This is a genomic window from Pseudomonas sp. FBCC-B1565 (assembly GCF_059133265.1).
On the sequence record NZ_CP101438.1, the window covers coordinates 4,010,334 to 4,032,304 of the forward strand.

The window sequence follows — 21,971 nt, forward strand, 5'->3', positions numbered from 1 at the left end:
CCCTCAGGAAATCAATTTATCCAAATCTTCTGCTGATAGACGTTTGAGGGCCTCCAAGGATTTAGCCAATGCGTCCTGCACCGGCGAATTATTTGTCTGCCGGGCCGCCACATAGGCACTGAAATCGGCCAGGGTCGGGGTGGTGAAGATCGATTTGACGTCGAACTCCGCGTGCAATTGCTCGCGCAGGCGCACCACCACCTGGGTGGCCAGCAGGGAATGCCCGCCCAGTTCGAAGAAGTTGTCGTTTAGCCCCACACGCTCAACGTCCAGCACCTCGGCCCAGATCGCGGCAATCTGTTGTTCCAGTTCGCTGTGCGGGGCCAGGTATTCGCGGGCTTGCAGGTTGGCGTCGACCTTCGGCAGCGCTTTGCGGTCCAGCTTGCCGTTGGGGCTCAGGGGCATCTGCTCCAGCAGCATCCACTGGGCCGGCACCATGTAGTCCGGCAGCTGTTGCGCCAGGTGAGCGCTCAGCACATCGCGCCAATCGTCGCCGGCGTCTTGCAACACCAGGTAGCCCACCAAGTGCTTGCCGTCCACCGCCAGTACGGCGGTTTCACGGACCCAATCGTGTTCCAGCAGGCGCGCTTCGATTTCACCCAGCTCGATGCGCAGGCCGCGCAGTTTGACCTGATGGTCGATGCGCCCGGCGTATTCGATCACGCCGTCAGGGTGATAGCGGGCCAGGTCACCGGTGCGGTACAGGCGCTCGCCCTTGATGAAGGGATGGGCGACAAAACGTTCGGCGGTCAGCGCCGGGCGGCGGTGGTAACCACGGGCCAGACCAATCCCACCGAGGTACAGCTCGCCCAACACACCCACCGGCACCGGCTCGAAGTTGCTGTCGAGGAGGTAGCATCCGAGGTTGGCAATCGGGCGTCCAATCGGCACGGCATCGCGGCCTTCATCGACGCAGGTCCAATGGGTCACGTCGATGGCGGCTTCGGTCGGGCCGTACAAGTTGTAGAGCCCGGCTTGCGGCAGCTTGGCGAAGACTTGCTGCTGGGCATCCACCGGCAAGGCTTCACCGCTGCAAACAATGCGATGCAAGGTGTGGCAGGTTGCGACCTTCGGGTCTTGCAGGAACGCCTGCAGCATCGACGGTACAAAGTGCAGCGTGGTGACCTGCTCTTGATTGATCAGGTTGATCAGCCTGGCCGGATCGCGGTGATCGCCCGGCGCTGCCACCACCAGGCGCGCGCCGGTCATCAGCGGCCAGAAGAACTCCCACACCGATACGTCGAAGCTGAACGGGGTCTTTTGCAGCACGGTATCGCTGACCTCCAGCCCATAGGCTTCCTGCATCCAGTGCAGACGGTTGGCCAGGGCTGAATGCCGGTTACCGGCGCCTTTGGGTTGGCCGGTGGAACCCGAGGTGTAGATCACGTAGGCGAGGTTTTCGCCATCCAGCGCGATGCCTGGGTTGGCGTCGCTGTAGGCTTCAAAGGTCGACTCACCCAGCACCAGGGTTTCCAGCCCCTGAGGGATCGGCAACTGTTCACGCAAGTGCGCCTGAGTCAGCAGCAGTTTCACGCCACTGTCGTCCAGCATGTAGGCCAGGCGCTCACGCGGGTATTCCGGGTCGAGCGGCACATAGGCGCCACCGGCCTTGAGCACCGCCAGCAGGCCCACCACCATTTCAATGGAGCGCTCCACGGCCAGGCCCACCAGCACGTCCGGGCCGACCCCGGCTTCCATCAGGCGATGGGCCAGGCGGTTGGCACGACGGTTCAGTTCGATATAGCTCAAGCGCTGCCCGGCAAACACCAGCGCCGCGGCATCCGGCGTGCGCGCCACCTGTTCTTCGATCAACTGATGCACGCCATGCTGCAACGGGTAGTCCCGCGCCGTGGCGTTCCAATCCTGAAGCACCTGCTGACGTTCAGCCGTATCGAGCATCGCCAGGTCGCCCAGACGTTGCTGGCCACCCTCAAGCATGGCGTGCAGCAGATTGACCAGGTGACGTCCATAGGTGTGTACCGTGCTTGCATCGAAATGCGCACGCGCAAAGCTGAACTGCACCGACAACGTATCGCCGACGTCCACCAGCACCGTCAGCGGGAAGTTGGTCTGTTCGCGGGATTCCGGCAGGCCAAAACGGATACCGCTGCCACCGTTTTGTTCCAGGGCCTTGGACACCGGGTAGTTCTCGAACACCAGGATATTGTCGAACAGGGCTTCACCGCCCTGCCCGGCCCAGCGCTGAATGTCGTACAGCCCGGTGTGTTCATGCTCGCGCAGGGCCAGGTTGCGGTCCTGTACCGCTTGCAACCAGGCCGCCACGCTCTGCTGGTCATCTACGGCGCTGATCACTGGCAAGGTGTTGATGAACAGCCCGATCTGCTGCTCCACCCCCACAAGCTCCGCCGGGCGCCCGGCCACCGTGGCGCCGAAGGCCACCACCGACTGCCCGCTATGGCGCTGCAACAGGATCAGCCATGCGGCCTGGATAAGCGTGTTGAGCGTCACTTTGTTGTGGCGTGCAAAGGCCTCGAGACGTTCAGTCTGAGCGCGATCCAGGCTCAGTGGGTGCTCGCCGTGCCCGTCTGCCGCCAGCGGCTGGCTGCTGCCCAGGCGAGTGGGTGCTTGCAGCGTGCCCAACTGTTCGCGCCAGAAGGTTTCGGTGGCAGCGGCATCACGCTGCTGCAACCAGCCGATGTAGTCGCGATAGCGCCCCGCCGCTGGCGGCACCGCCACGCCAGCGTAGCGTTGCAGCACTTCGCCGAACAGGCGCGAGTTGCTCCAGCCGTCCATCAGGATGTGATGGTTCGTGTAGATCAGCTCATGGCGTTGCTCGTCGGTGCGTACCAGTACCAGGCGCACCAGCGGCGCCTTGGCCAGGTCAAAGCCCTGGCGGCGCTGGGCTTGCTGCAGGTTGTGCAATTCCAGTTCGCGTTCTGGCATGGCGCGCCAGTCGAGGTGTTCAATCGGCAGTCGGGCTTCGCGGTACACCACCTGGCACGGCCATTCCAGCTGGCCTTCCCAGAAGAAGCCGCTGCGCAACACGTCATGGGCTTGCACCGTGGCGTCCCAGGCCTGCTGGAACCGCGCCACATCCAGGCCCTCGGCGGTCACGCGGATCTGGTTGATGTAGTCGCCGGCTGCTTGCTCGTAGAGGGTGTGGAACAGCATGCCCTGCTGCATGGGCGACAGGGTGTAGAGGTCTTCGATGGCATCGGCGGCCAGCGGCAGGGATTCCAGCTGCGGCTGGGTGAGGCGCGACAACGGGAAGTCAGAGACGGTCACGCCGTGGTTGCCAGGCGCGCAGCAATGCTCGACCAATGCAGTCAGTTCACGGGTAAACGCCTGGCTCAAGGCTTCGATCTGCGCAGGGTCGAACATCAGCGGGCTGAAGGTCCAGCCCATGTGCAGCTCGCCGCCGTATACCTGGCCGTTCAACGTCAACCAGTTACCCAGCGGTGCCTCCGGGCTCTGCTCGGCACCGGTGCTCTCCGCCGCCGGTACGAACAAAGCGTCCGGCTGATCAAAGCTGCCATCGATCTGGCCCAGGTAGTTGAAGGTAATGCGCGGCACCGGCAACTGGCCGAACACCTGGCGCGTGGCGTCGTCGCCCAGGTAGCGCAGCGCACCGAAGCCCAGGCCCTTGTCCGGCACGGCGCGCAGTTGTTCCTTGATCTGCTTGATCGAGGTCGCCAGGGAGTCGGCCGGGGTAAGGCGCACCGGGAACAGGCTGGTGAACCAGCCCAGGGTGCGAGTCAGGTCGATGTCGTCGAACAGGTCTTCGCGGCCATGGCCTTCCAGTTGGATCAGGCTCGAAGCCTGCCCGGTCCACTGGCAGATGACACGTGCCAGGGCGGTCAGCAGCAGGTCGTTGATTTGGGTGCGGTAGGCCGTGGGCGCCTGTTGCAGCAGTTGCCGGGTGCGCTCGGCATCCAGTTGGCTGACCACGGTCTGGGCCAGGCGCCCGGGACGCGCGCCCTGCGGATCGCGGCAGGGCAAGTCGGTCGACACGCCCTGGAGCTGTTGCCGCCAGAAGGCTTTTTCCGGCGCGACCGCTTCGCTGCGGGCATGGGCCTGCAAACGCTCGGCCCAGGCTTTGAACGACGAAGTCTTGGCCGGCAAGCGCCGCTGGCGATACAGGCTTTGCAGGTCCTCGAGGAACACGCGCCAGGACACGCCGTCCACTACCAGATGATGCATGACTAGCAACAGGCGCTGGGAACCGTCGGCCATCTCGGCGAGCACTGCACGCAGCAGTTGGCCTTGTTGCAGGTCGAGGCTGCGCTGGGCGCGCTCGCACAGGGCATGCAGTTCGGCCGCATCCTCCACGCTGGCCTGCCAAAGCAGGGTGGCAGCTGGCGCGTCGTGGCGTGCGGTCCAGCCTTCGGCCTGTGGGGTGAAGCTCAGGCGCAGCACATCGTGGTGCTGGGTGAGTGCCTGCAACGCCGTCTCCAGTGGCTCGGCAAGCAGCGGCTGGCGCGGCGTCAGCAGCAAGGACTGGTTCCAGTGATGGCGGTCCGGCAAGTCCATCTCGAAGAACAGTTGCTGGAACGGCAGCAACGGAGTCGCGCCCTGCACCGGGCCCTGGTCGATCACTTGCGCGGTCTGTAATTGCGCCACGCGGGCCAGGCTGCGCACCGTCTGGTGCTGGAACAGCGCCTTGGCGGTGAAGTGGATACCGGCGGCACGGGCACGGCTGACCACTTGAATGGAGATGATCGAGTCACCGCCGCGCTCAAAGAAATTGTCGTTCAAGCCGACTTGCTCGACGCCGAGCACCTCGGCCCAGATCGCTGCGATCTGCTGCTCCAGCGCACTCTGCGGCGCTTCGTAGTGCTGGGTGGATGCGGGCTTGGGCAGGGCCTTGCGGTCCAGCTTGCCGTTGGGGCTCAGCGGCATCTGTTCCAGCAGCACCCATTGGGCCGGGACCATGTAGTCCGGCAGGTGCTGGCCCAAGTGGGCGGCCAGCACATCGCGCCAGTCATCGCCGGCGTTTTGCAGCACCAGGTAGCCCACCAGGCATTTGCCCTCCACCGCCAGCACGGCGGTTTCGCGGACCCATTCGTGTTCCAGCAGGCGCGCTTCGATTTCACCCAGTTCGATACGCAGACCGCGCAGCTTGACTTGGTGGTCGATGCGCCCGGCGTATTCGATCACGCCGTCTGCGCGATAACGCGCCAGGTCTCCGGTACGGTACAGGCGTTCGCCTTTGACAAACGGATGCGCGATAAAACGCTCGGCAGTCAGGGAAGGACGACGGTGGTAACCACGGGCCAGGCCGATGCCGCCCAAGTACAGCTCGCCGAGCACGCCGACCGGCACCGGTTCGAAATTGCTGTCGAGGATGTAGCAACCAAGGTTGGCAATCGGACGGCCAATCGGTACGGCGTCACGGCCTTCGTCGACGCAGGTCCAGTGGGTCACGTCGATGGCAGCCTCGGTCGGGCCGTACAGGTTGTAGAGCCCGGCTTGCGGCAGCTTGGCGAAGACTTGCTGCTGGGCATCCACCGGCAAGGCTTCGCCGCTGCACACGATGCGTTGCAGGCTTTGGCAGGTGGACACCGCCGGGTCCTGAAGGAACGCCTGCAGCATCGACGGCACAAAGTGCAGCGTGGTGACCTGCTGCTGATTGATCAGGTTGATCAGCCTGGCCGGATCCCGATGATCCCCCGGCGCTGCCACCACCAGGCGCGCACCGGTCATCAAAGGCCAGAAGAACTCCCACACCGATACGTCGAAGCTGAACGGCGTCTTTTGCAGCACCGTATCGCTGACCTCCAGGCCATAGGCTTCCTGCATCCATTGCAGGCGGTTGAGCAACGCCGAATGACGGTTGCCCGCCCCTTTCGGTTGACCGGTGGAGCCCGAGGTGTAGATCACGTAGGCGAGGTTTTCGCCGTCCAGCGTGATGCCTGGGTTGGTGTCACTGTAGGTCGCGAATGCAGACTCGCCCAATACCAGGGTTTCCAGCTCCTGGGGAATCGGCAGCTGTTCACGGATATGTGCCTGGGTCAGCAGCAGTTTCACGCCACTGTCGTCCAGCATGTAGGCCAGGCGTTCACGCGGGTACTCAGGGTCCAGCGGCACATAGGCACCACCGGCCTTGAGCACCGCCAGCAGGCCCACCACCATGTCGATGGAGCGCTCGACCGCCAGGCCCACCAGCACGTCCGGACCTACCCCAGCTTCGATCAGGCGATGCGCCAGGCGGTTGGCACGGCGGTTGAGTTCGGCATAACTCAGGGCGATATCGTTGAAGCGCAACGCCGGCGCATCCGGCTGCGCCAGCGCCTGGGCTTCGATCAACTGATGCACCCACTGCCCTTGCGGGTAGTCGCGCTCGGTGGCGTTCCACTCGACGAGGATCTGCTCGCGCTCTTGGGCGTTGAGGGTCGCCAGGTCCTGCAACGGCAACGCGGTATCTGCCACGGCGGCACGCAGCAGGCTCAGCCAGTGCTCGGCCATACGCGCTACGGTGGCGGCGCCGAACAGGTCGGTGGCGTAGGTCAGGGACGCCCAGATCCCGTCGCCGCTCTCCTGGGTGTCCAGGCTCAGGTCGAACTGGGCACTGTGACTGTCCCATTCCAGGTTGGCCACGCGCAGCCCCGGTAGCTGCTGTGCCACGGCCGGAGAATGGGCCTGATGGTTGAACATCACCTGGAACAGCGGGTTATGGCTCAGGCTGCGCTCCGGTTGCAGCGCTTCTACCAACTGTTCAAAGGGCAAGTCCTGATGGGCCTGGGCTTCCAGCGCGCGGCGCTTGGTGTGTTGCAGCAATTGGGCAAAGCTCATCTGGCCATCGAGGTCGGCCTTGAGCACCTGGGTGTTGACGAAAAAGCCAATCAGCGATTCGGTCTCGACGCGGTTGCGGTTGGCAATCGGCACACCGACACGAATATCCGGCTGGCCGCTGTAGCGGAACAAAAATGCCTGGAACGAGGCCAACAGCAGCATGAACATCGTCACGCCTTCCCGCTGGGCCAGCGCCTTCAACGCGGTGACCAGTGCCGGCTCCAGCGTGATGTCCTGGCGCGCCCCGCGGAAGCTCTGTTGCGCCGGGCGCGGCTGGTCGAACGGCAATTCCAGTACCGGTTGCGTGCCGCTGAGCAATTCACGCCAATACTCCAGTTGCCGCGCCCTCTCCCCCGCCTCCATCCAACTGCGCTGCCACAGGGCATAGTCGGCGTACTGGATCGGCAACGGCGCCAACGCACAATCCTGGCCCTGGCTGTAGGCGGCATAGAGCTGCATCAGCTCCTGCACCATCACGCCCATCGACCAGCCATCGGAGACGATATGGTGCTGCACCAGCACCAGCACGTGTTCCTCTTCACTCACGGCGAGCAAGCTGACCCGTAGCAACGGGCCGTGCTGCAGGTCGAACGGACGGGCCATCTCGGCCTCGACCCATGCCTTGAGCTGTGTTTCGTCGACGGCATGCTCGGCGATTTCGATCACCCCATGCTCCAGCACTTCCTGGGCACGCTGCTCACCGTCCAGGTGCAGGCGCGTGCGTAGGCTTGCGTGGCGGGCCACCAGGGTATCGAAACTGCGTTGCAGGGCGGCCTTGTCCAGCTGGCCGCTCAGGCGCAGGGCGCCGGGGACGTGGTAAGCGTCGCTGTCCGGGTCCAACTGCCAGAGAAACCACTGGCGTTCCTGGGCGTAGGACAGCGGCAGGTGTTGGCCATCCTCACGGATCGACGCAATCGGCAATTGAGCGAAGCTCATGCCCCGGCTTTGCAGGCGCTGGTAAAACTGCTGGCGCTGTTCCAGAGGCAGGCGAAGAAAGCGCGAAACCAGATCGATGTTAGGGTTGGAAAGCATGGGTCAAATCGCCTCTAGTTCGCTCAAAAAGTCACGAAGATCATCAAAGTCTTCCGCGCTGCCGGCGCGGAAGGTGGCGGCGGCCTGCACGTAGGCACGCAGCGTTTCGGTCTGGAACACTTCCACCAGCGGCACTTCCAGGCCCAGCTCGGCCCGGACCCGCGAGGTGATCTGGATCGCCAACAGGGAATGGCCGCCGACCTCGAAGAAGTTGTCGTTCAGGCCCACTTGCGGCAGGCGCAGCACATCGGCCCAGATCACGGCGATCTGCTGCTCAAGCTCGGTTTCGGGAGCCACATAGGCCTGCTGCAACAGGCTCGCATCCGGCTCGGGCAGGCCCTTGCGGTCGAGCTTGCCGTTGGGGGTCAGCGGCATCTGTGCCAGGAACATGAAATGCGTCGGCACCATGTAGTCCGGCAGGCGGGTCTTCAGGGCGCGACGCAGGGTGTCGCGCAACTCGGTTTCGTTAATCAGGCTGCCGTCTGCGGGCACTACATAAGCCACCAACTGCTTGCCGGTCGGGCCGTCCTGGGCCACCACCACGGTTTCGCCGACGTTGTCCTGCTCTCGCAGGCGTGCTTCGATTTCGCCCAGCTCGATACGGAAACCACGGATTTTCACCTGATGGTCGACGCGCCCGAGGTAATCCACCACGCCATCCGGGCGGCCACGGGTCAGGTCGCCACTGCGGTAGGCACGGCTGCCGGGTTTGCCGAACGGGTCCGGCACGAAGCGTTCGGCAGTCAGTGCCGGGCGTTCCAGGTAACCCCGCGCCACACCCTCGCCGCCCAGGTACAACTCGCCGGCTACGCCGATGGGTTGCAGGTTGAGTTGTGAATCCAGCACGTAGCCGCTGCGATTACCCAACAGCGTGCCGATGGGGGCGTAGACGGCGCCGCACGGGTCGCCCTTGCGCGCTTTCCACAGCAATGGCGTGACCACCGTTTCCGTCGGGCCGTAGCCGTTGAACAGATAGGTCGGCTTGAGTGCGCGCCAGGCCAGGTCGTAGCTGGCTTGGGCTACGGCATCACCACCGAAGCAGTACACACGAACCTTCGGCGGGTTGCCGTCACGCTCGGCATGTTCGGCCAACTGTTGCAGGTACACCGGCGGGAACACCGCCATGGTCACGTTGTGGCGGTGCATTTGCTGGTAGGTGTATTCCGGCAGCCACAGGCTGTCATCGCGGATCAGCACGCTGGCACCGTTGATCAACGGGTGCATCCAGCCTTCGTGGGAGCCGTCGAAGGCGAAGGACATGAAGTGCAGCTCGCAGTCGGCAGGCGAAGTTTCATAGCGCTCGCCGGTGGCGATGATGTGCGCCACCAGCGGACCGTGGGACACCGCAACGCCTTTGGGCAGGCCGGTGGAGCCGGAGGTGTAGATCACGTAGGCCAGGTTGTCACCGTCCAGCTTCACTTGAGGGTCAGTGTCGCTGAAGCCTACCCACTCCTCGGTGCGATCAATCGCCAGGCTGTCCAGGCCATCTGGAATCGGCAGTTGCTGCAAGGCACTGCTGTGGCTCAGCAGCAACTGGGCACGGCTGTCCTGCATCATGTACAGCAGGCGATCACGCGGGTATTCCACGTCCAGCGGCACATAAACGCCACCGGCCTTCATCACCGCCAGGAACGCCACCATGATTTCGGCACTGCGCGGCATGGCAATCGCCACGCGCACTTCCGGGCCGACGCCACGGGCGATCAGCGCATGGGCCAGGCGGTTGGCCTGGCTGTCCAGTTCACCGTAGGTCAGGGTTTGCGCGTCGAATTTAACGGCGACTGCATCCGGGTTTTCCCGGGCGCGGTCGGCCACCAATTGGTGAACCAGACGCTCGGCCGAGAAGCCCGCGTCGGTCTCGTTCCACAATTGCAGGATGTGCTGTCGCTCGTCCTCGCCCAACAGGTTCAGTTGGCTGATGGGTTGCTGTTGATCGGCGACCATCACCTGCAACAGGTTCTGCCAGTGGCCGGCCATGCGTTCGATGGTCGCCGGGGCGAACAGGTCGGTGGCATAACTCAGGGACGCACGCAGCGTCGCCTGGCTTTCCTCCACATCCAGCGCCAGGTCGAACTGCGCCACACCTTCATCCCAGCTCAGCACCTCGACATCCAGTTCGGCGAGCCGCTGCAAATGATTGGCGGCCGAGGTCACGCGATGGTTGAACAGCACTTGGAACAGCGGGCTCAGGCTCATGCTGCGCTCGGGCTGCAAGGCTTCGACCAGTTGCTCGAACGGCAGGTCCTGATGGGCCTGTGCTTCCAGGGAACGCTGGCGCACCTGCTGCAACAGTTGCACCACACTCATCTGCCCATGGATATCAGCCTTGAGCACCTGGGTGTTGACGAAGAAGCCGATCAGCCCTTCGGTTTCCAGGCGATTGCGGTTGGCAATCGGCACGCCGACGCGCACGTCTTCCTGGCCGCTGTAGCGGTGCAGCAGCGCCTGGTAGGACGCCAGCAGTACCATCGGCAAGGTGACTCCGACGCTCTGCGCCAACTGACGCAGACCGCTCAGCAGCTGAGGTTGCAACTCAATGCCCAGGCGCGCGCCACGCTGGCTTTGTACTGCCGGGCGCAAGTAGTCGAAAGGCAGCTCCAGCACCGGCTGTACGCCACCCAGCTGAGCCTGCCAGTACGCCAGTTGACGGGCCTTCTCACCGGCTTCCATCCAGTTGCGCTGCCACAGGGCGTAATCGGCGTACTGGATCGGCAAGGCTGGCAAGTCGGGCATCCGGCCCTGGTTGAAGGTGGCGTACAACTGCACCAGTTCCTCGACCATCAATTGCATCGACCAGCCATCGGAGACGATGTGGTGCTGCACCAGCACCAGTACGTGGTCATCAACAGCCAGGCGCAGCAACTTGGCCCGCAGCAGCGGCCCGCGCAGCAGGTCGAATGGCTGCGCAACCACTTCTGCGACCTGCGCTTTCAGGCCATCTTCCTCGGTGTCAAGCAGGCTGATCTCGATCAGGCCCGAGTCTTCAATCACCTGCACCGCGCCGCCAGCGTCCTGGCGCACATGGGTGCGCAGGCTTTCATGGCGTGCCAGCAAGGTGTCGAAACTGCATTGCAGAGCAGGCAGGTCGAGCAGCCCTTTCAAACGTAATGCGCTGGGGATGTGATACGCCGTGCTTTGCGGGTCCAGTTGCCAGAGGAACCATTGGCGCTCCTGGGCATAGGACAACGGCAGCGGTTGATTGCGGTCAGCCTTGAGCAACGCGGGTGCAACCACGCCCTCCTCGCCCAGCGCCTGAACGAAATCCTCCAACCGCGGGTGTTCGAACAGGGTCTTGAGTGCCACTTCCAGTGCCAGCACCTGGCGAACCCGCGAGACAACACGGGTGGCCAGCAGCGAATGCCCGCCGAGCTCGAAGAAGTGATCGTCAAGGCCGACCTGCGGCAGCTCCAGCACCTCGGCCCAGATCGCCGCGACCTGCTGCTCACGCAGTGTCACTGGCGCCACATGGCCATTGCTCAACTGTGCCGCGTCCACCGCAGGCAAAGCCTTACGGTCGAGCTTGCCGTTGGGGGTCAGGGGCAGGCTGTCGAGGAACACCAGGTGCGCCGGCACCATGTAGTCCGGCAGGCGCTCGCGCAGGGCCGCCTTGTAGGCTTCTACCGTGTCGGGTACCGAGCTGACCAGGTAAGCGATCAAGCGGTCGTTATCGGCCAGGACCACGGCCTCGCGCACGCCGGCATGCTCGCGCAGGCAGGCTTCGATTTCACCGAGTTCGATGCGGAAGCCACGCACCTTGACCTGATGGTCGACGCGGCCGATGTATTCCACCACGCCATCGGCACGGTAGCGGGCCAGGTCGCCAGTGCGGTACAGGCGTTCTCCTGGCGCACCATACGGGTTGGGCACAAAGCGCTCGGCCGTCAGCGCGGGGCGCTCGTGGTAACCACGGGCCAGGCCGACACCGCCGATCAGCAGTTCACCGGCAGCGCCCACCGGGCTCGGTGTCAACCCGGCATTGAGGATAAACAACGTGGTGTTGGCGATAGGCCGCCCGACAAATGGTTGTGCGTCATGCAGACGATGGGCCGCCGACCAGATGGTGGTCTCGGTGGGACCATAAAGGTTCCACAGCGGGCCTTGCAGGTCGAGCATGCGCTGGGCCAGGTCCGCCGGCAGCGCTTCGCCGCCGCACAGGCTCTTGATACCGTGCAGCAGCTGGGAGCGTGGGCTTTCCAGCAGCATGCGCCAGGTTGACGGCGTGGCTTGCAGCACGTTGGCCGATTGGCTGTGGACCAGGTCGATGATCGCTTCCGGGTCGAGGGCCAGTTCCTGGCCGCTCAGCAATACGGTGGCGCCGACGGTCAACGGGACGTACAGCTCCAGGGCGAAGATGTCGAACGAGAAGGTGGTCAGCGACAACACCCGAGCGTCAGCACCGATGTCCAGGGTGTCGGCCATGCCGCAGGTAAAGCTGCACAGCGCCTGGTGGCGCACCATCACGCCCTTGGGTTTGCCGGTGGAACCGGAGGTATAGATCACATAGGCCAGGTGTTCCGGCGTGACGTCGACCTGTGGGTTGTGCTCGGCAGCATGCGCGGCGTCGACCATCAATACCTGCACACCCTGCGGGTGCGCCAGGTGACCGATCAAGTGTGGCTGGGTCAGCAGGACCTGTGCGCGGCTGTCGCCGAGCATGAAAGCCAGGCGATCCGCCGGGAATTGCGGGTCCAATGGCACATAAGCGCCACCGGCCTTGAGCGTCGCCAGCAGGCCGACCACCATGTCCAGGGAGCGCTCGACATGCACCGCCACCAATACGTCCGGCCCCACACCCGCCGCGATCAGGCGATGGGCCAGGCGGTTGGCGCGGCGGTTGAGTTCGCCGTAGCTCAGGGCTTGGCCATTGAATTGCACCGCAAGGGCTTGCGGCTGTGCCACGGCCTGGGCTTCGAACAATTGGTGCACGCAGTGTTCGCGGGGGTAGTCGACAGCGCTGTCGTTCCACGTTTCGACCATCTGCTGCCATTGCGGCGCGCTGAGCATCGTCAATTCATCAATGGTTTGGGACGCATCCTGCACCACCGCGTGCATCAGGTTTTGCCAATGCTCGGCCAGGCGATCCAGGGTAGCGGCGTCGAACAGGTCGGTGGCGTAGGTCAGAGAGGCCCATAGGCCAGCAGCGGACTCCTCAGTCTCGAGATTCAAGTCGAACTGAGTGCTGTGCCCTGCCCAATCCACCGCTTGCAGGTCCAGGCCAGGCAACTGCAGCGGCGCGGCGCGCAGGCGGTCCTGGTGATTGAACATCACCTGGAACAGTGGGTTATGGCTGAGGCTGCGCTCCGGTTGCAGGGCTTGCACCAGTTGCTCGAACGGCAGGTCCTGATGGGCCTGGGCCTCGAGGGCGCGCTGCTTGACCTGGACGAGCAATTGGTCGAACGCCATCTGCCCGTGCACATCGGCCTGCAGCACCTGGGTATTAACGAAGAAGCCGACCAGGCGCTCGGTTTCCAGGCGATTGCGGTTGGCAATGGGCACGCCGACCCGGATCTGGGATTGACCACTGTAGCGATGCAGCAGGGTCTGGAACGACGCCAGCAGCAGCACGAACAAGGTTACGTCCTGACGCTGGGCCAGGGCCTTGAGCCCGGCGACCAACGCGCTGTCCAGGTGCACCTGGCGGCGTGCACCGCGATGGCTTTGCACGGCCGGGCGTGGGTGGTCCAGGGGTAGTTCCAGCACGGCATGCTCGCTGCCCAGGCGCAGGCGCCAGTAGTCGAGTTGGCGTTGTTGCTCACCGGCTGCCATCCAATCACGTTGCCACTGGGCATAGTCGGCGTACTGGATGAGCTGCGTCGGCAGTTCGGCCCGGCCCTGATACAGCGCCACCAGCTCATCGACCATCACCTGCATCGACCAACCGTCGGAGATGATGTGGTGCTGGGTGATCACCAGTACATGGTGCTCGGCCTCGATTTGAAGCAATTTGACGCGCATCAGCGGGCCATTGACCAAGTCGAACGGGCGTTGGATCTCCTGCGCCACGGCAGGCTCGATCGCCCAGGCCTCGACCTGTTGGTGTTCGATCGGCAGCGCAAGGTGCGGGTGAATCCGTTGCCAAGTGTGCTCGCCCTCTTCCACAAAGGTGGTGCGCAACGGCTCATGGCGTTGCACCAGGGCCTGGAACGCCTGTTCCAGCGCCGCGACATCCAATCGGCCACGCAGGTGCAGGGCGCTCGGCACGTGGTAGGCGGCGCTGGACGGGTCCAGTTGCCAGAGGAACCATTGGCGCTCCTGGGCGAACGACAGTGCCAGCGGCTGGTCGCGCGTCACTGCCACCAGCGGTAGCGCAGTGGTCGCCTGCAACCCTGCGCAAACATCGGCGAACGCCTCCAGCGTCGGTTGTTCGAACAATGCCCGCAGCGGCACTTCCAATTGCAGTGCGTGGCGCACCCGCGAAATGACTTGGGTGGCCAGCAACGAATGACCGCCACGCTCGAAGAAGTGGTCATTGAGCCCCACCTGGTCCACTTGCAACACCGCTTGCCAGATGGCGGCCAAGCGCGTTTGCAGCGGGGTTTGCGGCGCCAGGTAGGCCCGGCGTGCGTGATTCAAGTCCGGTACCGGCAGTGCGCGACGGTCAAGCTTGCCATTGTTGTTCAACGGCAAGGCGTCGAGGACGACCCAGTGCCCCGGCACCATGTAATCCGGCAGGGACTGGCGCAAGGTGGCCGCCAATGCCTGAGCGTCCACGGTCTGCCCGTTGGCGGCAACCACGTACGCCACCAACTGCGTGCCCGTCGCGCTGGATTGCGCGATGACCGCGGCTTCACGCAGCTGCGGCAAAGCTTGCAGGCTGGCTTCGATCTCACCCATTTCCACGCGGAACCCGCGGATCTTCACTTGATGATCGATGCGCCCGACATACTCCAACGCACCCGCCTGGTTATAGCGCGCCAGGTCGCCACTGCGGTAAAGCCGTGCGCCGGGCACGGCGGAAAACGGGTCCGGCAGGAAGCGCTCGGCGGTCAGCGCCGGGCGGTCGAAGTAACGTTGGGCCAAACCGTGTTCGGCGCCGATGCACAACTCGCCCACACCCTCGGTGGCGAGCAATTCGAAACCACTGTCCAGCACATACAAGGAGCGACCGTCGATGGCCCGGCCAATCGGCACGCCAAACGCATCACTGGCGTCCGCCAACTGGCAAGTGTGCACGCTGGACACCACAGTCGCTTCGGTCGGCCCGTAGGTGTTGACCAGGCGCACGTCGCACAGGCCGGCGGCGTGCCACGCACGCAACCCTTCCACCGACATCGCCTCGCCGCCGACATGCACCTGACGCAGGTTGCCCAGGGTGCGCTGGTCGACGGCACATTCCTTGGCCAGCAAATACCAGTAGGCCGCCGGCAGGTCCGCCAGGGTCACCCCCTGCTCGACGATGTGCCGCGCCAGTTGCCCTGCGTCCCACAATTCGTCGCCACGCATGATCAGCGCCGCGCCCACACACAGCGGCGGGTAGCATTGCTCGACAAAGCCGTCGAAGCTGAACGTGGCAAATTGCAGCACCCGGTCTGCCGCGCTCAAGCCGCTGTAGACCTCGGCGCTGTCGCAGAACTGGCCGAGGGCGGCATGGTCGATGGCTACACCCTTGGGCAGCCCGGTGGAGCCCGAGGTGTAGATCACATAGGCCAGGTCGGCAGCGGCGGCATGGTTGGTTGGATTGGTCGACGGGTAGCCTGCCAGTTCTTCTCCGGACGCGGTGAAACTCTCACGCGCCAGCCCTTGGGGCAACGGCAGGTCGGCCAGCAGCCCGGTTTCGCTGAGCAGCAGGTCGAGCCGGCTGTCTGTCAGCATGTAGGCCAGGCGTTCGGCCGGATAGTTCGGGTCCAGCGGCACATAGGCGGCGCCGCTTTTGAGCACCGCCAGCAGGCTGACGATCAACTGCGGGCCACGTCGTGCCGCCAGGCCGACGCGCTGGCCTGGGCCAACGCCCAGTTCCAGCAGGCGATGGGCAAGCCGGTTGGCGCGAGCATTGAGCTGGGCGTAGCTCAGGTGTGCGTCACCCGCCTGCACGGCCAGCGCGTCAGGCGTGGCGGCGGCCTGGGCGGCGATGCGTTCATGCACGCGCAGTTGGCGCGGGACGGCACCGGTCGCCCGGCTATGGGCGAGAACGTCGCGGCGTGTGGCGGGGTCCATCAGGCGCAGGTTGCCCAGCGGTGCTTGCGCGTCTGCGAGCATCTGCACCAGCAGGTGGTGCAGGTTGCCTCCCAATCGAGCGACCTGTTGAGCGCTGAAACGGGCCTGGTCGTAGCCGAACTCCAGGCGCAGGCTGGCGCCCAATTCGATCCCCAGGGTCAGCGGGTAGTGGGTCTGTTCATGGTTATGCAGGCGGCCGAACGTCAGGCCGGCGGGTGCGCCTTGTTTCAAGGCTTCGGCCACCGGGAAGTTTTCGAACACCAGCAAGGTGTCAAACAGCGCAGCGCCCTGCTGCCCCGCCCAGCCCTGGATGTCGTAGAGCGGCACATGTTCGTGGTCGCGCAGGCTCAGGTTGAGGGCTTGCAGCTCGCTCAGCCAGCCAGCCACCGACAGCGCTGGCGAGGCCGCGCTGATGATGGGCAGCGTGTTGATAAACAGGCCCAGTTGTTGCTCGATCCCCGGCAACGGTGCCGAGCGCCCCGCCACCGTGGCTCCAAAGGCCACGCAGTCCTGCCCGGTATAGCGTTGCAGCAGCACGCTCCATGCGCCTTGGAGCACGGTGTTGAGGGTGACTTTATGGCGGCGGGCAAACTCACTCAGGGCACGCGTGAAGTCGTCACCCAGCACCACCTGATGGTCAGCCATGCCCTTGCCTTCGACCGGCACACGCAGCGCCTGCGCAAGCAGGGTTGGCGCTTGCAGCGGCGCCAGGGCAGCCTTCCAGAACGCCTCGCCCGACGCTTGCTGGTGCAGCCAGCCCAGGTAATCGCGGAACTGCCCCAGCGGCGCCGGCACGCTGTGCCCGGCGTAATGAGCGATGACCTCGCCGAGCAACTGGGCGTTACTCCAGCCGTCCATAAGGATGTGGTGGCTGGTGAAGATCAGGTGCCAGGCCTTACCGGCACCGCGTACCAGCATCAGGCGAAACAGCGGCGCGGCATTCAGCGCGAAACCTTTCTCGCGCTCGGCAGCGGCGAGCGCATCGCAATCGGCGTCGATGTCTTCGATCACGTGCAACTGCACATCGACTCGGCGCTGGATCACTTGATGCGCGCTGTCCAGGCCAATCCAGTGGAAGCTGCTGCGCAGGATGTCATGCCGGTCCAGCGCGGCTTGCCAGGCACGGCCGAACGCCAGCAGGTCCAGGCCGTCGATATCCAGGCGCAACTGGTTGATGTAAGCCTCGGCCTCGGGCTCATAGAGGGTGTGGAACAACATACCCTGCTGCATCGGCGACAACGGGTAGAGATCAGCCATCGCCGGCCCGGCGATGGGCAAGGCATCCAGTTGCTGCTGGGTCAGGCGCGCCAGGGGGAAGTCCGAAGGCGTGACCTGCCCCGCCGGCGTGGCGCAGCAGTGTTCGATCAGGGCCTGGAGTTCAGCGGCATAGTCATCCGCCAGGCGTTGGACAGTCGCCACCTCGAACATCTCGCGACTGAACCCCCACCGCAGGGCCAGCTCACCGCCGTACACCTGCCCTTCCACCGTCAGCCAGTTGGCCAGCGGCGCCTCGCAATCCTGGGCCTGCCCGCTGCCCTGGGTCGCCGGAACAAACAGCGCTGCTTCGTTGAACTGGCGGTCGAACTGGCCAAGGTAGTTGAAGGTGATGCGCGGTGCAGCCAGGGTCGACAAGGTCTCACGCACGTCAGGCGCACCGAGGTAGCGCAGCAGGCCGTAGCCAATGCCTTTATGCGGCACCGCACGCAGTTGCTCCTTCACCGACTTGATCGCCGCCGACAGCTCGCCTTCGGCTTGCAGGCGCACCGGGAACAGGCTGGTAAACCAACCCACGGTGCGGCTAAGGTCGAGCGTGTCGAACAGGTCTTCGCGACCATGGCCCTCCAGTTGGATCAGCGCGGCGGGCTGCTCGCTCCAGCGGCTGATGACGCGCGCCAAGGCGGTCAGCAGCAGGTCATTGACCTGGGTGCGGTAGGCCGCCGGGGCGTCTTGCAACAGTTGGCGGGTGTGATCGGCGCTGAGGCGGATTTCGAGGGTGCTGCCCAGGCGGTTTTGCAGGCTGCCCTGGGGGTTGTCGCACGGCAGGTCGGCGCTTGCGGTCTGTGCCTGCCAGTACGCCAGTTGCGCGTCCAGCGTCTGCGCGTGGGCCTGCAATTGCTGCGCCCACTGCTGATAGGCGCTGGTCTTGGCCGGCAACGCGGCGTTGCCGTAGGCCTGTTGCAGGTCTTCGAGCAGGATACGCCACGATACGCCGTCCACTGCCAGGTGATGCACCACCAGCAACAGGCGCTGGGTGCCGTCGGCCATGCTTGCCAGGACCGCACGCAGCAGCGGGCCCTGTTCAAGATCGAGGCTGCGTTGAGCCTCATCGCACAGTGCGGCCAACTCAGCCTCGCCGGCGACCTGGGACTGCCATAACGAAGCGCTCGCAACCGGCTCGGCATGAGCCTGCCGCCAACTATCCGCCTGCTGCACAAAACGCAGGCGCAGGGCATCGTGGTGGTTGATCAAGCGGGTCAAGGCGGCGTCAAGGCGCACGGGCTCCAGCGTCTCTCGCGGGGTCAGCAGCAACGACTGGTTCCAGTGCTGGCGCGCAGGAATCGCCTGCTCGAAAAAGCTGTGTTGCACAGGCGTGAGGAGCACCTCGCCGGTGACCGGTCCCTGATCGATGAGGGGCGCCTGCTCGAAGGTCGCCACCAGCGCCAGGCTGCGCACGCTCTGGTACTGGAACAGGTCCCGCGGGCTCAGGCGAATGCCCGCCTGGCGCGCACGGCTGACCACCTGGATGGAGATGATCGAATCACCGCCCAGCTCAAAAAAGTTGTCTTCCAGACCGACTTGCTCCACGCCGAGCACATCGCTCCAGATCACTGCCAGGGCTTTTTGCAAGTCGCTTTCCGGGGCGACATACGCCTGCTGAGGCGCGGCGTCGGGCAACGGCAAGGCCTTGCGGTCGAGCTTGCCGTTGGCGGTCACTGGCAGCCTGGCCAAGTGCACTATATGGGTCGGCACCATGTATTCCGGCAGGCTGTCGAGCAGCCAGGCCTTGAGGTCAGCCGGCGCCTGGTCTTCCAGCACCAGGTAGGCCACCAGTTGCTTGCCGCCTTGCACCAGCACCACGGCTTCACGCACCGAGGGGTGCTGCATCAGGCGCGTCTCGATTTCGCCCAGCTCGATACGCAGGCCGCGCAGCTTGACCTGATGATCGAGGCGACCGAGGTATTCGATCACCCCATCGGCACGCTGGCGCACGCGGTCGCCGGTGCGATACAGGCGCGCACCGTCACCGAACGGGCTCGGCACAAAACGCTCGGCGGTCAGCGCCGGGCGCCGGTGGTAACTGCGCGCCAGGCCGGCGCCGCCCAGGTACAGCTCACCGCTGACCCCAGCAGGCACCGGGTTGAGCTGGGCATCGAGCACGTACGTAGCGAGATTGGCGATGGGCCGGCCGATGGGCACGCTGTCGGCGCCTTCGTCGACGCAGGTCCAGTGCGTCACGTCGATGGCGGCTTCGGTCGGGCCGTAGAGGTTGAACAGACCCGTCTGTGGCAACTTGGCGAACACTTGCAACTGCGCATCCAGCGGCAAGGCTTCGCCGCTGCAGACGATGCGTCGCAGGCTGTTGCAGGCTTGCACGCCCGGTTCATGGATAAACGCCTGCAGCATCGACGGCACGAAGTGCAAGGTGGTGATGCGGTGTTGCCCGATGGTCTCGATCAAACGCGCCGGTTCGCGGTGTTCGCCGGGCGCGGCGACAACCAGGCGCGCGCCGGTCATCAGCGGCCAAAAGAACTCCCATACCGACACGTCGAAACTGAACGGGGTTTTCTGCAGCACCGCATCGCTGGCGTCCAGGCCGTAGGCCTGCTGCATCCAGCACAAACGGTTGACCAACGCACGGTGGCTGTTGCCGGCACCTTTGGGCTTGCCCGTTGAGCCCGAGGTGTAGATCACGTAGGCCAGGTTCAGCGCCTGCAGGTCAACGCTTGGCGACTGGCGGCTATAACCGTCGAGCCAGCTCGCGGGCTGGTCCAGGGCAATCACCTGGATGCCCGCGGTCGGCAGCAGTGGCAACAGGGCGCGCTGGCTGAGCAGCAACTGGATGCCGCTGTCTTCGATCATGTAGGCCAGGCGTTCCCGAGGGTACTCAGGGTCCAGCGGGACATAGGCGCCGCCGGCCTTGAGAATGGCGAGCAGGCCGACCACCATCTCGATGGAGCGCTCGACGCAGATCCCCACCAGCGCGTCAGGGCCGACGCCCTGCTCGCGCAAGGCGTGGGCCAGTTGGTTGGCACGGGCATCGAGCTGGGCGTAGGTCAGCGTGGTCGCACCGAACACCAGCGCCGGCGCATCCGGCGTTGCCTGCGCCTGGTCTTCGATCAGGTGATGAATGCCGCGCTCGGTCGGGTACGCCTCAGTCGTCTGGTTCCACCCGTGGACCAGCACCTGCTGCTCATCCGCAGCCAACATCGGCAGCTCGCCGATGCGCTGCTCACCGTCGACCACCATGGCCTGCAACAGGCTGAGCCAATGCCCGGCCATGCGCTCGATGGTTGGCGCGTCGAACAGGTCGTTTGCGTAGGTCAACGCGGCATGCAGGGTGCCGGATTTTTCATAGGTGTCGAGGGTCAGGTCGAACTGGGTGGTGCGGCCTTGCCACTCCACTAATGCCAGTTCCAGGCCGGAGGCGGTGCTGACACTGGTAATGTCGGCCACCACCGGCTGGTGGTTGTACATCACCTGGAACAGCGGCGTGTGGCTCAGGCTGCGTTCTACCTTGAGGGCTTCCACCAGGCGCTCGAACGGCAACTCCTGATGGGCCTGGGCGCCCAGTGCGTGTTCCTTGATGCCTTGCAGCAGCTCATTGATGCGGGTTTGCCCGGTCAGCTCGGTACGGAAGACCTGGGTGTTGACGAAGAAGCCGATCAACCCTTCGACTTCAGTGCGGTTGCGGTTGGCGATCGGCACGCCGACGCGGATATCGCCCTGCCCGGTGTAGCGATGCAGCAACACATTGAAAGCACCGAACAACAGCATGAACAGGGTGACGTTGTGTTTTTGCGCGCAACTACGCAATTGTATGGCCAGCCCAGGTTCAATCACGAAGTTGTGGCGCGTGCCCTGGTAGCTCGGCATGGCCGGGCGCGGGCGGTCGCTGGGCAGTTCCAGCACCGGGTGCTCATCACCCAGGCGCGCTTGCCAGTAATCCAGTTGACGCGCCTGCTCCCCCGCTTCCAGCCAGCGGCGCTGCCACAGGGCGTAGTCGCTGTACTGGATCGGCAAGGCCGGCAGTTGCGGGGTTTCGTTGCGCTCGTGGGCGTCGTAGCAGCGGATGAACTCGTCGATCAGCACGTTCATCGACCAGCCGTCGGAGACGATGTGGTGCAGGGTCAGCAGCAGCACGTGTTCCTGCGCGTCGAGCTTGAGCAATTGCACGCGCAGCAGCGGACCGTTTTCCAGGTCGAACGCCAGCAGGGATTGACGGGTCGCGGCCTCATTGACGGCCTGTTCGCGCGCGGCGGCGGCCAGGTGACTCAGGTCCAGGTGCTCGACGGTCAACCAGGTATCTGCCGGCACTTGCAACAGGCGCTCGTCCGCCTGGCGCTGGAACACTGTGCGCAGGGTTTCGTGGCGCGTGACCAGGCTGGCGAACGCCTGCTCCAGCGCGCCGAGGCTCAACGCCCCCTTGAGTCGCACCGCTCCCGGCAGGTTATAGGCGCCGCTGGCCGGGTCCAATTGCCAGAGAAACCACATGCGCTGCTGCGCGTAGGACAACGCCTGGCGATCCTGCGCCTCCACCCCTGCCGGAATCGGGAACCGGGAAAAATCCACGCCTTCTTTCTGCAGGGCCTGCAGGAACAATTGGCGTTTTTCCAGGGGCAACCCGATAAACCGGCGAGCAAGTTTCAAGGAGTCTTCAGCATTCATTTCTTGGAGTCCGGAGCAGTAGGCAGGAAGCACAAAGGCACGTCGTCCCTATAAAACGAACCGGACAGGGAAAAATTAGCGGGGATGGCAGGCGCGGCGCACGGTGTCATCAAGGGTTACATCAATCTCGGGAAGACCACCCGAAC

General features: G+C 64.5%; 2 protein-coding genes. Both read right to left on the bottom strand.

Annotation, left to right across the window (positions count from 1 at the left end):
* Nucleotides 1-3 precede the first annotated feature (3 nt).
* Nucleotides 4-7,785, bottom strand: coding sequence for an amino acid adenylation domain-containing protein (locus NL123_RS18530; RefSeq protein WP_494356026.1), 7,782 nt, complete (start codon nt 7,783-7,785; stop codon nt 4-6).
* A 3-nt stretch (nt 7,786-7,788) separates the two neighbouring features.
* The gene (locus tag NL123_RS18535; protein WP_494356027.1) at nt 7,789-21,825 is read right to left on the bottom strand and encodes a non-ribosomal peptide synthase/polyketide synthase; all 14,037 of its coding nucleotides are present in this window, start codon (nt 21,823-21,825) and stop codon (nt 7,789-7,791) included.
* Nucleotides 21,826-21,971: the final 146 nt, after the last annotated feature.

What these genes read in the sequence shown, in the direction of transcription:
- NL123_RS18530 (WP_494356026.1), bottom strand. Translation starts at nt 7,785, where the DNA reads ATGCTTTCCAACCCTAACATCGATCTGGTTTCGCGCTTTCTTCGCCTG.
- NL123_RS18535 (WP_494356027.1), bottom strand. Translation starts at nt 21,825, where the DNA reads ATGAATGCTGAAGACTCCTTGAAACTTGCTCGCCGGTTTATCGGGTTG.